The organism is Streptomyces sp. NPDC014870 (genome assembly GCF_043081505.1).
Classification (GTDB): domain Bacteria; phylum Actinomycetota; class Actinomycetes; order Streptomycetales; family Streptomycetaceae; genus Streptomyces.
In genome coordinates this window covers 1-16,096 of record NZ_JBIBWQ010000006.1, presented here as the reverse complement: position 1 = coordinate 16,096, position 16,096 = coordinate 1, and the positions used below count along the sequence as shown (strand labels likewise).

Annotated in this window: 15 protein-coding genes; 13 read left to right on the top strand and 2 right to left on the bottom strand. The window is 72.7% G+C overall.

Annotated elements, in window-relative coordinates:
• The first annotated feature begins 210 nt into the window (after positions 1–210).
• Together ACF09C_RS18090 and hemW are read left to right on the top strand one after the other, a co-directional pair.
• Complete coding sequence (locus ACF09C_RS18090) at positions 211–2,085, top strand: AMP-dependent synthetase/ligase (protein ID WP_392092429.1); 1,875 nt, start codon at positions 211–213, stop codon at positions 2,083–2,085.
• A gap of 135 nt (positions 2,086–2,220) precedes the next feature.
• Positions 2,221–3,453, top strand: a complete 1,233-nt coding sequence (gene hemW / locus ACF09C_RS18085) for a radical SAM family heme chaperone HemW (RefSeq protein ID WP_392092428.1) — start codon at positions 2,221–2,223, stop codon at positions 3,451–3,453.
• A gap of 106 nt (positions 3,454–3,559) precedes the next feature.
• Here hemW and ACF09C_RS18080 read toward each other — a convergent pair whose 3' ends face one another.
• Together ACF09C_RS18080 and ACF09C_RS18075 are read right to left on the bottom strand one after the other, a co-directional pair.
• Positions 3,560–4,360: a DUF3097 domain-containing protein gene (locus ACF09C_RS18080; RefSeq protein ID WP_392092427.1), complete on the bottom strand. Its 801-nt coding sequence runs from the start codon at positions 4,358–4,360 to the stop codon at positions 3,560–3,562.
• A gap of 10 nt (positions 4,361–4,370) precedes the next feature.
• Entirely contained in the window at positions 4,371–5,093 is a 723-nt protein-coding gene (locus ACF09C_RS18075) for an MBL fold metallo-hydrolase (RefSeq protein ID WP_392092426.1), read from the bottom strand.
• Between the two features lie 173 nt (positions 5,094–5,266).
• Here ACF09C_RS18075 and hrcA point away from each other — a divergent pair, with 173 nt between their 5' ends.
• The 11 genes from hrcA (at position 5,267) to ACF09C_RS18020 (ending at position 15,931) form a co-directional block, all read left to right on the top strand.
• Positions 5,267–6,286, top strand: a complete 1,020-nt coding sequence (gene hrcA / locus ACF09C_RS18070) for a heat-inducible transcriptional repressor HrcA (protein WP_362411018.1) — start codon at positions 5,267–5,269, stop codon at positions 6,284–6,286.
• Positions 6,287–7,426 (top strand): molecular chaperone DnaJ, encoded by a 1,140-nt coding sequence (dnaJ, locus tag ACF09C_RS18065; RefSeq protein ID WP_392092425.1) that lies wholly within the window; start codon positions 6,287–6,289, stop codon positions 7,424–7,426. It abuts the gene before it with no gap.
• 73 nt (positions 7,427–7,499) lie between these two features.
• A complete protein-coding gene (locus ACF09C_RS18060; protein WP_392092424.1) occupies positions 7,500–8,579 on the top strand; it encodes a nitronate monooxygenase in 1,080 nt (359 codons plus the stop codon).
• Positions 8,576–9,319: a 16S rRNA (uracil(1498)-N(3))-methyltransferase gene (locus ACF09C_RS18055; RefSeq protein WP_392092423.1), complete on the top strand. Its 744-nt coding sequence runs from the start codon at positions 8,576–8,578 to the stop codon at positions 9,317–9,319. The genes ACF09C_RS18060 and ACF09C_RS18055 overlap by 4 nt, the downstream gene beginning before the upstream one ends.
• A 67-nt stretch (positions 9,320–9,386) precedes the next feature.
• Complete coding sequence (locus ACF09C_RS18050; RefSeq protein WP_392092422.1) at positions 9,387–10,001, top strand: GNAT family N-acetyltransferase; 615 nt, start codon at positions 9,387–9,389, stop codon at positions 9,999–10,001.
• 10 nt (positions 10,002–10,011) lie between these two features.
• A complete protein-coding gene (locus ACF09C_RS18045) occupies positions 10,012–11,367 on the top strand; it encodes an AAA family ATPase (RefSeq protein WP_392092421.1) in 1,356 nt (451 codons plus the stop codon).
• Positions 11,364–12,449: a tetratricopeptide repeat protein gene (locus ACF09C_RS18040; protein ID WP_392092420.1), complete on the top strand. Its 1,086-nt coding sequence runs from the start codon at positions 11,364–11,366 to the stop codon at positions 12,447–12,449. The genes ACF09C_RS18045 and ACF09C_RS18040 overlap by 4 nt, the downstream gene beginning before the upstream one ends.
• Positions 12,449–13,528 carry a tetratricopeptide repeat protein gene (locus ACF09C_RS18035; protein WP_392092419.1) on the top strand — a complete coding sequence of 360 codons (1,080 nt, stop codon included), beginning with the start codon at positions 12,449–12,451 and terminating at the stop codon, positions 13,526–13,528. Before ACF09C_RS18040 ends, ACF09C_RS18035 begins: the two co-directional genes overlap by 1 nt.
• A 91-nt stretch (positions 13,529–13,619) precedes the next feature.
• Entirely contained in the window at positions 13,620–13,979 is a 360-nt protein-coding gene (locus ACF09C_RS18030; protein ID WP_392092418.1) for a histidine triad nucleotide-binding protein, read from the top strand.
• 3 nt (positions 13,980–13,982) lie between these two features.
• Positions 13,983–14,891, top strand: a complete 909-nt coding sequence (locus ACF09C_RS18025) for a ribonuclease Z (protein ID WP_392092417.1) — start codon at positions 13,983–13,985, stop codon at positions 14,889–14,891.
• 38 nt (positions 14,892–14,929) lie between these two features.
• Complete coding sequence (locus ACF09C_RS18020; RefSeq protein ID WP_392092416.1) at positions 14,930–15,931, top strand: adenosine deaminase; 1,002 nt, start codon at positions 14,930–14,932, stop codon at positions 15,929–15,931.
• The last annotated feature ends 165 nt before the right edge of the window (positions 15,932–16,096 follow it).

Genomic DNA, 16,096 nt, shown 5'->3' with positions numbered 1-16,096 from the left:
CGACCGGATGCGTCGAACGGGTCCCCGCACCGGCAGTGCGGGGGCCCGTTCGTCTTTGGTTCTGTTATCAACCGGGTATGAAGAGGCGGCCCGCAGCCTCTTACGCGCCGGACCCCGGCGCCTTACTCTGATCGCGGCTCGAAGGTTACTCGCGAGTTAGTACGCATGGAACGCACCGCCAGAACGCACCGCCGCCGCCCGGAGGACGTCGTGAGCGACACACAGACCCAGATCGAGAACCGGCCGCCCTCGGTGGCGAACCTTTTCCTTGAGCGCGTGGCGCGGACTCCCGACGCGGAGGCCTACCGCTACCCCGTCCCGGCGGCCGACGGCCAGGGCCCGGACGACTGGAAGTCGCTCAGCTGGGGACAGGCAGCCGAGCGGGTCTTCGCGATCGCCGCGGGTCTGATGGACCTGGGCGTCCAGCCGGAGGAGCGGATCGCCCTCTCCTCCTCGACCCGGGTCGAGTGGATCCTCTCCGACCTCGGCGTGATGTGCGCGGGCGCCGCCGTCACCACCGTCTACCCGCAGACCAACGCGGAGGAGTCGGCGTTCATCCTCGCCGACTCGGACTCCAAGGTGCTGATCGCGGAGGACGCGGCCCAGCTGGCCAAGGCCCGCGAGACCCGCGCCGACCTGCCCGGCCTCCACCATGTCGTCGTCATCGACGCCACGGGTGTCGAGAGCGACGACTGGGTCCTCTCCCTCGCCGAGCTGGAGGCCCGCGGCAAGGCGTACCTGGAGAAGCACGCCGACGCCATCAAGGAGCGCGTCTCGGCCATCACCTCCACGCAGCTCGCCACCCTCATCTACACCTCCGGCACCACCGGCCGGCCCAAGGGCGTCCGCCTCCCGCACGACAACTGGTCGTACATGGCGAAGGCCATCGCCGCGACCGGCCTGGTCACCCAGGACGACGTCCAGTACCTCTGGCTGCCGCTCGCGCACGTCTTCGGCAAGGTGCTCACCTCCGGCCAGATCGAGGTCGGCCACGTCACCGCCGTCGACGGCCGGATCGACAAGATCATCGTGAACCTGCCGGTGGTCCAGCCGACGTACATGGCCGCCGTGCCCCGGATCTTCGAGAAGGTCTACAACGGCGTCGCCGCCAAGGCGCGCGCGGGCGGCCCGGCCAAGTACAAGATCTTCCAGTGGGCGGCCGGGGTGGCCCGCGAGTACGCCAAGGTCACCCAGGACAACTTCCGCCGCACCGGCACCGCCTCCGCGCCCTTCGGTCTGGAGGCCAAGCACAAGATCGCCGACGCGCTGGTCTACAAGAAGCTCCGCGAGGCCTTCGGCGGCCGGCTGCGCGCCGCCGTCTCCGGCTCGGTCGCGCTGGCGCCCGAGATCGGCTACTTCTTCTCCGGCGCTGGCATCCACATCCTGGAGGGCTACGGCCTGACGGAGTCCAGCGCCGCCTCCTTCGTCAACCCGGGCGAGGCGTACCGCACCGGCACCGTCGGCAAGCCGCTGCCCGGCACCGAGGTCCGGATCGCCGACGACGGCGAGATCCTGCTGCGCAGCCCCGGCATCATGGAGGGCTACCACGGCCTGCCCGAGAAGACGGCCGAGGTCCTGGAGGCGGACGGCTGGTTCCACACGGGCGACATCGGCGAGCTGTCCGCCGACGGCTACCTGCGGATCACCGACCGCAAGAAGGACCTGTTCAAGACCTCGGGCGGCAAGTACATCGCACCGACCGAGATCGAGGGCCGGTTCAAGGCGGTCTGCCCGTTCGTCTCCAACATCGTCGTCCTGGGCGCCGACCGGAACTACTGCTCCGCGCTCATCGCCCTCGACGAGCCCGCCATCCTCGGCTGGGCCGCCGAGCACGACCTCGCGGGCAAGTCGTACGCCGAGGTAGTCGCCGCCCCGCAGACCCAGGAAATGGTCCAGGGGTACGTCGACCGGCTCAACGGGGACCTGCAGCGGTGGCAGACGATCAAGAAGTTCCGGCTGCTGCCGCGCGACCTGGACGTCGAGCACGGTGAGCTGACGCCGTCGCTGAAGATGAAGCGGCCGGTGGTCGAGCGGACGTACAAGGACCTCATCGAGGAGATGTACGCGGGGGCGCGGGAGGCGTAGCCCCTCCCTGTCTCCGGTCGGCGGCCCTGTCTCCGGTCGGTGGCGACGCCTCGACGGCGAAACCTTGACGGTTATCCGTCAAGGTTTGTCCACAGGTCAGGCGGGTCACCTCGGGCGGTACGGGACAATGGGCTCATGCCTTCCGTACTTCCCGATGGTGAGCCCATGCCCGAGGACGGGGCGCTGCCCGCGCACGCCCTGGAAGGGGCCGGGGAGCGGCCGCTCGGGTTCTATCTGCACGTGCCGTACTGCGCCACGCGGTGCGGCTACTGCGACTTCAACACGTACACCGCGAGCGAGCTGCGCGGTGCCGGCGGCGTGCTCGCCTCCCGGGACAACTACGCGGGGCAGGTCGTCGAGGAGATACGCCTCGCCCGCAAGGTGCTCGGCGACGACCCGCGCCCGGTGCGGACGGTCTTCGTCGGCGGCGGTACGCCGACGCTGCTCGCCGCCGGTGATCTCGTACGGATGCTGGGTGCGATCCGGGACGAGTTCGGGCTCGCGGACGACGCCGAGGTGACGACGGAGGCGAACCCGGAGTCGGTGGACCAGGCGTATCTCGAGGAGCTGCGGGCCGGGGGCTTCAACCGGGTGTCCTTCGGGATGCAGAGCGCCCGGCAGCACGTCCTGAAGGTCCTCGACCGCACGCACACCCCGGGCCGGCCCGAGGCGTGCGTCGCCGAGGCGCGGGCGGCGGGCTTCGACCATGTGAACCTGGACCTGATCTACGGGACGCCGGGGGAGTCCGACGACGACTGGCGGGCGTCCCTCGAGGCGGCGATCGGGGCCGGCCCCGACCATGTCAGCGCCTACGCGCTGATCGTCGAGGAGGGGACGCAGCTGGCCCGGCGGATCCGCCGCGGCGAGGTGCCGATGACGGACGACGACGTGCACGCGGACCGGTATCTGATCGCCGACTCCGTCTTCGCCGAGGCCGGCTTCGACTGGTACGAGGTGTCGAACTGGGCCACCTCCGACGCCGGGCGGTGCCTGCACAATGAGCTGTACTGGCGCGGCGCCGACTGGTGGGGAGCCGGTCCGGGGGCGCACTCGCACATGGGCGGCGTGCGGTGGTGGAACGTGAAGCATCCGGGGGCGTACGCGCAGGCGCTGTCCGCCGGCAGGTCGCCGGGTGCCGGGCGTGAGGTCCTCTCGGCCGAGGACCGGCGCGTCGAGCGGGTGCTTCTGGAGCTGCGGCTCCGGGAGGGGTGCCCGCTGGACCTTCTGCGCCCGGACGGGCTCGCCGCGTCCCGCAAGGCCCTTGCGGACGGCCTCCTCGACGAGGAGTCGTACGGCGAGGGGCGCGCGGTCCTGACCCTCCGGGGACGGCTGCTGGCGGACGCGGTGGTCAGGGACCTGGTGGACTAGGGCGTGGCGCCCTTGGACCAGGACGTGGCGCCCTTGGACTGAGGCGGGGCGCCCTCGGGCCAGGGCGTGGCGCCCCGATCCGGCCTGATCGGCCGGACCGGCCCCGCTACGGCGCCGTGACGAAGTCGATCAGTTCCTCCACCCTGCCCAGCAGGGACGGCTCCAGGTCCTTGTAGCTGTGGACCCTCGACAGGATGTGCTGCCAGGCCGCGCCCGTGTTCGGCGGCCAGCCCAGGGCCTCGCAGACGCCCGTCTTCCAGTCCTGGCCGCGCGGGACCGTCGGCCAGGCGGGGATGGAGAGCGAGGCCGGCTTCACGGCCTCCCAGACGTCGATGTACGGGTGCCCGACGACCAGGACGTCCGGCGACGAGATCTGCGCCGCGATGCGGGACTCCTTCGAACCGGGGACCAGGTGGTCGACGAGGATGCCCAGGCGCGCGTCCGCCGCCGGGGCGAAGTCGGCCACGATCGCCGGGAGGTCGTCGATGCCCTCCAGGTACTCCACCACCACGCCCTCGATACGGAGGTCGTCGCCCCAGACCCGCTCGACCAGCTCGGCGTCGTGCCGGCCCTCCACGTAGATCCGGCCCGCCCGCGCCACCCGCGCCCGCGCGCCCGGGACCGCGATCGAGCCGGAGGCCGTGCGTGTCGGCCGTGCCTGGCCGGACGCCGGGCGCACCAGCGTCACCGGCCTGCCCTCCAGGAGGAAGCCCCTCGGCTCCATCGGGAACACCCGGTGCTTGCCGAAGCGGTCCTCCAGGGTCACCGTGCCCGCCTCGCAGCGGATCACCGCCCCGCAGAAGCCCGTCGAGACCTCCTCCACCACGAGGTCCACCTCCGCCGGCACCTCCGGCACCGGGGCGGATCGCTTCCACGGGGGCGTCAGGTCGGGGTCGTAGCTGCGCATTCGCGTGACGTTATGCGACGGCGAAGCGCCGTGCCAGTTCCTCGCGTTGGCGTCGCACGAACGCGGCGTCCACCACCGCCCCGTGGCCCGGTACGTACACCGCGTCCGCGCCGCCCAGGGCCAGCAGCCGGTCCAGGGCGTCCGGCCAGCGGGACGGGATCGCGTCCGGGCCCGCCTGCGGCTCCCCCGACTCCTCCACCAGGTCCCCGCAGAAGACGACCTCCCGCGCACCGGGGACGAAGAGCGCCAGGTCGTGCGCCGTGTGGCCCGGGCCCACGTTCGCGAGCAGCACCTGCCGGCCGCCCAGGTCCAGCGTCCACTCGCCTGAGACCACGTGCTGCGGCGCCACCAGCACGTCCACCGCCTCCGCCGCCGCGAACGAATCCACCCCGTGCCGTACCGCGTCCGCCATCAGCTCGCTCGCCTCCCGGCGCAGCAGCGCGTCCACGCCGACCGCGCCGAACACCTCCGCCCCCGCGAAGGCCGCCGTGCCCAGTACATGATCGAAGTGGGGGTGGCTCAGTGCGATGTGTGTCACTCTTCGGCCGCCGGTCAGCGACTCCACCTGGGCCCGCAGCGCCGTTCCCTCGCGGAGGGTCGAGCCCGTGTCGTACAGCAATACCGCGTGTTCCCCCACCACCAGGCCCACCGTGGCGTCCCAGCCGGGCAGTCTGCGCCGCCCCACGCCGTCCGCGAGCCGCTCCCAGCCGAAGTCTTCCCAAGCGACATCCATACCGCGACGCTATCCGCAAGGACGCGGCCTCCGACGCAACCTCCGACGCGGCCTCCTTGCCAGGAGCGATGCCCGCCGCCGTACACTGGCCGGGGGATTCCTGGCACTCGGACAGGGCGAGTGCCAAATGCGGAGCAACCGATACGACCGAACGACAGCTGGAGGTGGGCGCGATGCTCAGCGAACGCAGACTCGAGGTGCTGCGCGCCATCGTCCAGGACTATGTCGGGACGGAGGAGCCGGTCGGCTCCAAGGCGCTCACGGAGCGCCACAAGCTCGGCGTCTCGCCCGCCACCGTGCGCAACGACATGGCGGTCCTGGAGGACGAGGGCTACATCGCCCAGCCCCACACCAGCGCCGGACGCATCCCGACCGACAAGGGCTACCGCCTCTTCGTCGACCGGCTCGCCGGCGTCAAGCCGCTGTCGACGCCCGAGCGGCGCGCGATCCACAACTTCCTCGACGGAGCCGTCGACCTCGACGACGTCGTCGGGCGCACGGTCCGGCTGCTCGCGCAGCTGACCCGTCAGGTCGCCGTCGTGCAGTACCCGTCGCTGACCCGTTCGACGGTCCGGCACGTGGAGCTGCTCTCGCTGGCGCCCGCCCGGCTGATGCTCGTGCTCATCACGGACACCGGCCGCGTCGAGCAGCGCGTCATCGACTGCCCCGCGCCGTTCGGCGAGACCTCGCTCGCCGATCTGCGGGCGCGGCTGAACAGCCGGGTCGTCGGCCGCCGTTTCGCGGACGTGCCGCAGCTGGTGCAGGATCTCCCGGAGTCCTTCGAGGAGATGGAGGACCGCGGGACGGTCTCGACCGTGCTCGCGACCCTGCTCGAAACCCTGGTGGAGGAGCACGAGGAGCGGCTGATGATCGGCGGTACCGCCAATCTCACCCGCTTCGGCCATGACTTCCCCCTCACGATCCGGCCTGTGCTCGAAGCGCTGGAGGAGCAGGTCGTGCTCCTCAAGCTGCTCGGCGAGGCCAAGGACTCGGGCATGACCGTACGGATCGGGCACGAGAACGCCCATGAGGGCCTCACCTCCACGTCCGTCGTCGCGGTCGGCTACGGTTCGGGCGACGAGGCAGTCGCCAAACTCGGCGTGGTCGGACCGACCCGCATGGACTACCCCGGAACGATGGGAGCGGTACGCGCAGTGGCACGTTACGTCGGACAGATCCTGGCGGAGTCGTAAGTGGCCACGGACTACTACGCCGTACTCGGCGTACGCCGCGACGCGTCCCAGGACGAGATCAAGAAGGCATTCCGGCGGCTCGCCCGCGAGCTGCACCCGGATGTGAATCCCGATCCGAAGACGCAGGAGCGGTTCAAGGAGATCAACGCCGCGTACGAGGTGTTGTCGGACCCGCAGAAGAAGCAGGTCTACGACCTCGGCGGCGACCCGCTGTCCGCGTCCGGTGGCGCCGGTGGCGCCGGCGGCTTCGGCCAGGGCGGCTTCGGGAACTTCTCGGACATCATGGACGCGTTCTTCGGTACGGCGTCGCAGCGCGGACCGCGCTCGCGCACCCGGCGCGGCCAGGACGCGATGATCCGTCTGGAGATCGACCTCAACGAGGCCGCCTTCGGCACGACGAAGGACATCCAGGTCGACACGGCCGTCGTCTGTACGACGTGTTCGGGCGAGGGCGCCGCGCCCGGCACCTCCGCGCAGACCTGTGACATGTGCCGCGGCCGCGGTGAGGTCTCGCAGGTCACCCGGTCCTTCCTGGGCCAGGTCATGACCTCCCGCCCGTGCCCCCAGTGCCAGGGCTTCGGCACCGTCGTCCCGACCCCGTGCCCCGAGTGCGCGGGCGACGGCCGGGTCCGGTCCCGCCGTACGCTCACGGTCAAGATCCCGGCCGGTGTCGACAACGGCACCCGCATCCAGCTCGCCGGCGAGGGCGAGGTCGGCCCGGGCGGCGGCCCGGCGGGCGACCTGTACGTGGAGATCCACGAGGTCCCGCACGAGGTCTTCCAGCGCCGCGGCGACGACCTGCACTGCACGGTGACCATCCCGATGACGGCGGGCGCGCTCGGCACGAAGGTGCCGCTGCAGACGCTCGACGGGCTCGAAGAGGTCGACATCCGCCCGGGCACTCAGTCCGGTCAGTCCATCCCGCTGCACGGGCGTGGCATCACGCACCTGCGGGGCGGCGGACGCGGCGACCTGATCGTCCACGTCGAGGTGACGACCCCGTCGAAGCTCGACCCCGAGCAGGAGCGGCTGCTGCGCGAACTCGCGAAGCTGCGCGGCGAGGAGCGGCCGACGGGTCAGTTCCAGCCCGGACAGCAGGGGCTGTTCTCGCGGTTGAAGGACGCGTTCAACGGGCGCTGAGCCCGCGTTGTGCCTGGAAGGGCGGCATCCGCTTCGCGCGGGTGCCGCCCTTGCCGTATGACACGATGCCTGCATGTCCACCGCGCTGAACGATCTCTCCCGGTACCCGATCGTGCAGGCCCCCATGGCGGGCGGCGCGTCCGGTCCGCAGCTCGTCGGGGCGGTGTGCGAGGCCGGGGGGCTCGGGTTCCTCGCCGGGGGGTACAAGACCGCCGGCGGGCTCTACCAGGAGATCAAGCAGGTGCGCGGGCTGACCGGGCAGCCCTTCGGGGTCAACCTCTTCATGCCGCCGGGCGGACAGCACGCCGATTCCGCCGCCGTCGACGTCTACCGGCACCAGCTCACCGGCGAGGCCACCTGGTACGAGACGTCCCTCGGTGATCCGGACAGCGGGCGCGACGACGCGTACGACGCCAAGTTGGCGATCCTGCTCGACGACCCCGTCCCCGTCGTCTCCTTCACCTTCGGCTGCCCCGACCGCCGCACCTTCGACGCCTTCGCCCGCGCCGGTACGTTCACCGTCGTCACCGTCACCTCCGCCGAAGAGGCCCAGGCCGCCCAGTGGGCCGGGGCCGACGCCGTCTGCGTGCAGGGCGTCGAGGCCGGCGGCCACCAGGGCACGCACCGCGACGACCCGGACGCCGCGCTCGCGGGGACGGGGCTCCTCACCCTCGTCACCCAGGTCCGGGAGACCGTCCAGCTGCCGATCGTCGCCGCCGGCGGGATCATGCGCGGCGCGCAGATCGCCGCCGTCCTCGCCGCAGGGGCCGACGCCGCCCAGCTCGGCACCGCGTTCCTCGTCTGCCCCGAGTCGGGCGCCCACGCGCTGCACAAGCAGGCCCTGACCAACCCGCTCTTCGTCCGGACCGAGCTCACCCGGGCCTTCTCCGGCCGTCCGGCGCGCGGGCTCGTCAACCGCTTCATGCGCGAGCACGGGCGGTACGCCCCCGCCGCCTACCCCGAGGTCCACCACCTCACCGCCCCCCTCCGCAAGGCCGCCGCCACCGCCGGTGACGCCCAGGGCATGGCCCTGTGGGCCGGCCAGGGGCACCGGCTCGCCCGCGACCTCCCGGCCGGCCAGCTCGTCGAGGTGCTGGCCGCCGAACTCGACACCGCACTCACCGCGCAGGCCCACAGGAGCACCGCCCCATGACCGCACCCGTCTTCGTCGTCGAGGCCGTCCCCGGCAACGGCCCCTTCCTCCTGGACGGCCCCGAGGGCCGCCACGCCGTCTCCGTGAAGCGGCTGCGCGCCGGGGAGGACGTCGTCCTCACCGACGGGCGCGGTACCTGGGCCGACTGTGTCGTGCTCGCCGCCGAGGGCAAGGACCAGCTGACCGTCCAGGTGTCCGGCACGTACGAGGAGGCCGAGCCCGCGCCGCGGATCACCGTCGTCCAGGCGCTGCCCAAGGGCGACCGGGGTGAACTGGCCGTCGAGATCATGACGGAGACGGGCGTCGACGCGATCGTGCCGTGGGCCGCGTCCCGGTGCATCACCCAGTGGAAGGGCGACCGCGGGCTCAAGGCGCTCGCCAAGTGGCGGGCCACCGCGCGCGAGGCGGGCAAGCAGTCGCGCCGTACGCGCTTCCCCGAGGTCGCCGACGCGATGACCACCAAGCAGGTCGCGGCGCTCCTCGCCGGGGCCGACTTCGCCGCCGTCCTGCACGAGGACCGGGACCACCCCAGCGGCGCGCTCGCCGACGCCGAACTCCCCGCCGAGGGCGAGATCGTGCTCGTCGTCGGACCCGAAGGGGGCGTCTCCCCAGAGGAGTTGGCGGCCTTCGAGGCGGCGGGCGCGAAGCCGTACCGGCTGGGGCACAGCGTGCTGCGCACGTCGACGGCGGGCACGGCGGCGACGGCGCTGCTGCTCGGACGTACGGGCCGGTGGAGCTAGCGGGGCCGCGCACCCGGACCCGTATTTCCGTCGACGCGCCGGTCGTTGATCTGCTTGGCTGCGCGGCATGCCGGAACTGCGTACCGACCGTCTCCTCCTGCGTCCGTGGCGGGAGTCCGACCTCGCCCCGTGGGCGGCGATGAACGCCGATCCCGAGATCCGTGAGCACCTCGGCGAGTTGCTGACGCGCGAGCGGAGTGATGCCACGGTGGCGGCGATGCGGGCCGACTTCGATCGACGGGGCTTCGGCTGGTGGGCGTTGGAGGAGCGCGCGTCCGGCGCGTTCGTCGGCCGGGCCGGGCTCGACGAGATGAGCCCGGACACGCCGTTCACGGGCGTGGACGTCGGCTGGCGGCTGACCCGCTCGGCGTGGGGGAACGGCTACGCGACCGAGGCCGGCCTCGCCTGCCTGGCCTTCGCCTTCGAGACGCTCGGGCTCGCGGAGGTGCTCGCGTCGACGACCGTCCGCAACCTTCGCTCCCAGGCCGTGATGCGCCGCATCGGCATGACCCGAGACCCGGCCGACGACTTCGAGGACCTCAGCGTGCCCGAAGGGCCGCTGCGCCGGTGCGTGCTCCACCGCGTCTCGCGACGGGAGTGGGAGTCGCGGGCGCGGGGTTGCCCCGCAGGGGCTCTCGGGTTGCCGGAACCCGGTGGACGAGGGCCCGGGCCCGCTCCCTAGGCTGGGCCGCATGCCCGACGAGTCACCCCTGATCCGTAGTCTGCGCGCCGCCGTCGCCGCCGCGCCGGAAGACGTGCCCCTGCGGCTCCACTTCGCCGAACTGCTCCTCGCGGAGGGGCGGGGCGACGAGGCCGTCACGGAGGCGGCCGTCGCACTCCAGCACGCGCCCGGGGACGAGGCGGCCCGTGCCCTGATGATCCGCGCGATGGGCCTCCCCGCGACGCCCGCGGCGCCGGCGACGCCTGCCGTGTCCGCGACGCCCGCCACCCCCTCGGCGGAGCCGGAGACCCCGGCCGATGCCTCGGCCGACGCCCCGGCCGATGCCTCGGCCGCGGCTCCGGCCGGAACCCCCGCCTTCGACTGGGCCGCCGCCGAGCAGGAGGTCGGTGACGTCGTCGGGCCCCGCTTCGTGACCGGACCGGCGGACGGGATCGAGGCGCCGCTCACCGCCGACGGCAGCGGCGACCCCGGTGACGCGTCCGCCTGGGACGTCGACCGTCCCGGCGCCGTGCGTCTCGCCGACGTCGGCGGCATGCAGCAGGTCAAGGACCGCCTGGAGGCCGCCTTCCTCGCTCCCATGCGCAACCCCGAACTCCGTAAGCTGTACGGCAAGTCGCTCCGCGGCGGCCTGCTGCTCTACGGCCCGCCCGGCTGCGGCAAGACCTTCATCGCCCGGGCCGTCGCCGGTGAGCTGGGCGCTAACTTCATCTCGGTCTCGCTCTCCGACATCCTCGACATGTACATCGGCACGTCCGAGAAGAACGTCCACGACATCTTCGAGACCGCCCGCGCCCAGGCCCCCTGCGTCGTCTTCCTCGACGAGCTGGACGCCCTCGGCGCCAAGCGCTCGCGGAGCCACCACAGCGGGCTGCGCAACGTCGTCAACCAGCTCCTCACCGAGCTCGACGGCGTCGACGGCGCCGAGAACGAGGGCGTCTTCGTGCTCGCCGCGACCAACGTCCCCTGGGACGTGGACCTCGCGCTGCGCCGCCCCGGCCGGCTCGACCGCACGCTGCTCGTGCTGCCGCCCGACGCCCCGGCGCGCGAGGCGATCCTCCGCTACCACCTGCGCGAGCGGCCCATCGAATCGGTCGACCTGGGCAAGCTCGTCAAGGCCACCGAGGACTTCTCGGGCGCGGACCTCGCCCATGTCTGCGACAGCGCCGCCGAGTTCGCCCTCCTCGACTCCGCCCGCACCGGCACCGTACGCATGATCGGCATGAAGGACCTGCTGGCCGCGGCGAAGCAGATCAGGCCGTCCAGCGAGGCCTGGTTCGCCTCCGCCCGCAACGTGGCGATGTTCGCCAACGACGGCGGGATGTACGACGACCTGGTCGCCCACCTGAAGAAGAAGCGGAAGCTGTGAGCGTGAAGAACCCGCAGTTCGAACAGGCCGAGCTGCTGTACGGCATGGGCCGGTACGGCGAGAGCCGGGAACGGGTCGCGCGATGCGTCGCCGAGGCCCCCGACGACCACCACGCCCTGGTGCTGCTCGCCCGCTGCCTCATCGCCGAGGAGCGGCACGCCGAGGGCCAGGCCGCTGCCGACGCGGCGCTGGTCCACGCCCCCGACTTCGCCTTCGGGCACTACATCCGCGGGGTCGCGCTGCGGCGGCAGGGGCGGTCCCACGACGCCGAGGAGGCGATGCGGGAGACCATCCGTCTCGACCCGGAGTACTGGGCGCCGCGTGCCGTGCGTGCCGAGCTGATGCCCTTCGTGCGCGACCGGTTCCCGGGAGGCGACGCGGCGGCGGTCGCCGAGGGGCTCGCGGAGGCGCAGGAGGCCGTCCGGCTGGGGCCGGAGGAGACCCGCGCGTGGGAGGCCCTGTACAAGCTCGCCCTCTTCAACCGGCGCCCCGACCTCGCCGACGAGGCCGTCCGGCAGCTGCTGCGGATCGACCCCACCAACACTCTGGCCGTGACGATGGCGACCGAGGCCGAGGCCGCCAGGCCCGGCACGTCCGCCGCGCAGGCCGCCGACCTCTATGCCGGCGGCCTCGCCGCCGCCCCCGACGCCAACTGGCTCCGCAAGGACCTCGACAAGGCCGTCTACCGGATGCTGCGCGGCACCCGGTGGCTCGCCCTGCTCTGCCTGGTCATGGCGGGCGTCGTCGTCGACGTCTTCCCGACCGACGGCACGGAGGCGAAGGAACTCCCCGTCCATCTCGGCACCCGGCTCTGGGCGCTCGCGCTGATGGCGGCCGTCTGGGGCTTCGGCGCCCTGCGCCGCTACCGGCGCATGCGCACCGGCGCGCGGATGACCGTACGCGACCTGGTACGGCGGCTGTTCTGGCCTCGGGTCGTCCTCGGGCAGGCCGTCCTCGCCACGCTCTGCGCGCTGCTGATCGTCCTCGTGCCGTGGGCCGACCGGACCGTTCCCCAGGTCCTGTTCTGGCTCGGGCTCGTACCGAACCTGCTCAGCATCACCCACGACCGGAACAAGGTCTGATGAGCGCCGCGCCGGACCGCGTCCTCGACCGGGCGGACGCGCTCTTCGACGTCGGGCGGTACGAGCAGGCCGCCGCCCTCGCCGCCCAGCACCTGGCGACCGACCCGGACGACGCGGCCGCGCTCGTTCTCCTGGCCCGCTGCCAGCACCGACTCGGCCGGGAGCGGGAGGCGCTCGACACCGTCGAGCGGGCCCTGCGCGCCGACCCCGACGCGCTGCCGGGCTGGTTGATGCGCACGCACATCCTGCTCGCGCTGCGGCGGTACGAGGAGGCCGAGCGGGCCGCCCGGCACTCCGTCGAACTCGCCCCGCAGTACTGGGGCGGCCACTACGCGCTCGGCACGGTCCTGGACCGCTCCGTCCGCACGGAACGCCGGCGCGAGGCGTACGAGGCGGCCCGCACGGCCGTCGCGCTCGCGCCCGAGGAGAGCGACGCGCACTTCCTCGTCGGCCTCACCGCGCAGCGCACCGGCAACCACCGCATCGCCCAGCAGGCCTACGAGACCGCGTTGCGGCTCGACCCGGAGAGCAGCGAGGCGCACAACAACCTCTCGCTCCTGTACCTGCGCCGCCGCTGGTTCCGGCGCGGGGCCTGGACGAAGGCCGCCGAGGGGTTCGTCGAGTCCGCCGCGCTCGACCTGAACGACCGGCAGGCCCGCTACAACCTGGAGACCATGGCCTGGGGTGCCGCCGCGGGGGCCCGCTGGGTGGCCCTGGCCGGCTACCTGGCGGCCGCGATCGGTTCGGGATCCCTCCGCGACGGCCCGGCGGACGAGGGCCTCGTCGCGTACGGGGTCGCCCTGACCGTCCTCGTCGGTGGCTGGGCCGGCTGGGTGCTGTGGAACCTCCGCCGGACACCGCCCCGGCTGCGCCGCCCGCTGCTCCTCGTGGCGCGCAACTGCCGGCCTGTCCTCGCCATGGCGGGCGCGGTGGGACTCCTCGGTCTCCACTCGGCGGTGTCGATGGCGCTGTGGACCCTCGACGCCGCCGTTTTCAGGGTGCTCGGCTACCCGCTCTTCTGGGCCGTGGTCATCACCTACTGGGTGAGCCGCTCCGCCCTGCAGCGCCGCAGGCCCTAGCCCCACCCGGGGCGGTGACCCGCGCGGCGGCGGCGACCCGGCCGATACGATGCCCGGGTAGCTGATCACCGAAGGCGAGGAGGCCCGGGCCATGACCGGAGAGCCGCAGAGCGACTGCCTGTTCTGCAAGATCGCGGACGGGGAGGTTCCGGCGACGATCGTGCGTGAGACGGAGACGACCCTCGCCTTCCGGGACATCAACCCGCAGGCGCCCACGCACGTGCTCGTCATCCCCCGCCTCCACTACCCCGACGCCGCCAGCCTGGCCGCCGCCGCGCCGACGGTCGCCGCGGACATGCTGCGCGAGGCCGGCGAGGTGGCCGCCCAGGAGAAGATCGACGGCACCGGCTTCCGGATCGTCCTCAACACCGGCTCCGGCGCCGGCCAGACCGTCTTCCACGCCCACGCGCACGTCCTCGGCGGCCGTGGCCTCAACTGGCCCCCCGGATAAGCCGTGTCCGTACGTGAACTCGTCGTGCTCGGGACCGCAAGCCAGGTCCCGACCCGGCACCGCAACCACAACGGGTACCTGCTGCGCTGGGACGGGCAGGGCATCCTCTTCGACCCGGGCGAGGGCACCCAGCGCCAGATGCTCAGGGCCGGGGTCGCCGCCCACGACATCGACCGGATCTGCGTCACGCACTTCCACGGCGACCACTCGCTCGGTCTTGCCGGGGTCATCCAGCGGATCAACCTGGACCAGGTCCCGCACCCGGTCACCGCGCACTACCCCGCGAGCGGGCAGCGCTTCTTCGAGCGCCTGCGGTACGCGACGGCCTACCGCGAGACGGTGCGGTTGGCGGAGGCCCCGGTGGCCGCCGACGGCCCCCTCGCCGTCACCGACGCGTACACCCTCGACGCGTGCAAGCTCTCGCACCCGGTCGAGTCGTACGGCTACCGGGTCACCGAGCCCGACGGGCGCCGCATCCTGCCCGAGCGGCTCGCCGCGCACGGCATCAAGGGCCCGGACGTCGGCCGGATCCAGCGGGACGGCGTCCTCGACGGAGTGACGCTGGAGTCGGTCAGCGAGGTCCGGCGCGGGCAGCGGTTCGCGTTCGTCATGGACACCCGGCTCTGCGACGGTGTGCACGCGCTCGCCGAGGGCGCCGACATGCTCGTCATCGAGTCGACCTTCCTCGACGAGGACGTCAGGCTCGCCACCGACCACGGCCATCTGACGGCAGGACAGGCCGCGACCGTCGCACGCGAGGCAGGGGTGCGGCACCTCGTCCTGACCCACTTCTCGCAGCGGTACGGCGATCCCGCGGAGTTCGAACGGCAGGCGCGGGCGGCCGGGTTCGACGGCGACCTGAGCATCGCCCAGGACCTCATGCGGGTCCCCCTCCCCAAGCGACACCCGTAAACGGCACACGTGAAGACCGGAAAGACCAGGCCATACCCATGCACCTCCCCAAGGCCGAACTCCACCTCCACATCGAAGGCACCCTCGAACCCGAGCTGGCGTTCGCGCTCGCCGCGCGCAACGGCGTGGAGCTGCCGTACGCGTCCACCGAGGAGCTGCGCGAGGCGTACCGCTTCAGCGACCTCCAGTCCTTCCTCGACCTGTACTACGAGCTGATGGGGGTCCTGCACACGGCGCGGGACTTCACCGAGCTGGCCGACGCGTATCTGACGCGGGCGGCGGCGCAGGGCGTGCGGCACGCCGAGATCTTCTTCGACCCGCAGGCGCACACGGGGCGCGGGGTGCCGATCGGGACGGTGGTGGAGGGGCTCGCCGCCGCGCTCGGCCGGGCCGAGGAGCGGCACGGCGTCTCCACCCGGCTGATCATGTGCTTCCTGCGGGACGAGTCCGCCGAGTCGGCGATGGCGACGCTGGAGGCCGCGAAGCCGTATCTGCACCTGATCACCGGAGTCGGCTTGGACTCGGCGGAGGTCGGCCACCCGCCGTCGAAGTTCCGCGAGGTGTACGCGGCGGCGGACGCGCTCGGCCTGCGCAAGGTCGCCCACGCGGGCGAGGAGGGCCCTCCGGAGTACATCCGCGAGGCCCTGGACGTCCTGGGCGTGGAGCGCGTGGACCACGGGCTGCGCTGCATGGAGGACCCGGAGCTGGTGTCCCGGCTCGTACGGGACCGGGTGCCGCTGACGCTCTGCCCGCTGTCGAACGTACGGCTGCGGGCGATCGACGTCATCGAGGACCACCCGCTGGCCGCGATGCTCGACGCCGGGCTCGTCGCGACGGTGAACTCCGACGATCCCGCGTACTTCGGGGGGTACGTGGGGGACAACTTCGCGGCGGTGCGGGGGGCGTTGGGGCTGGGGCCGGAGCAGCTGCGGACGCTTGCGCGGAACTCGTTCGAGGCGGCGTTCCTGGACGACGAGGAGGAGCGGCGGGCGCGGTATCTCGCGGAGGTGGAGGCGTACGAGTTCCCTGCGGGGGAGTAGGGGGCGGGGGGTTCGGGTGCGGGTGGGTGGGCCGCTGCGCGGGGCTCCTTCCCCCCCCCCCCCCACCCCCCACCCGGGGGCCCCCCCCCCCCCCCCCCCCCAAAAAAACCCAACCCCCGGCGGGGGGGGGGGGCCCCCCCCGGGGGGGAAAACCCAACCCCCCCG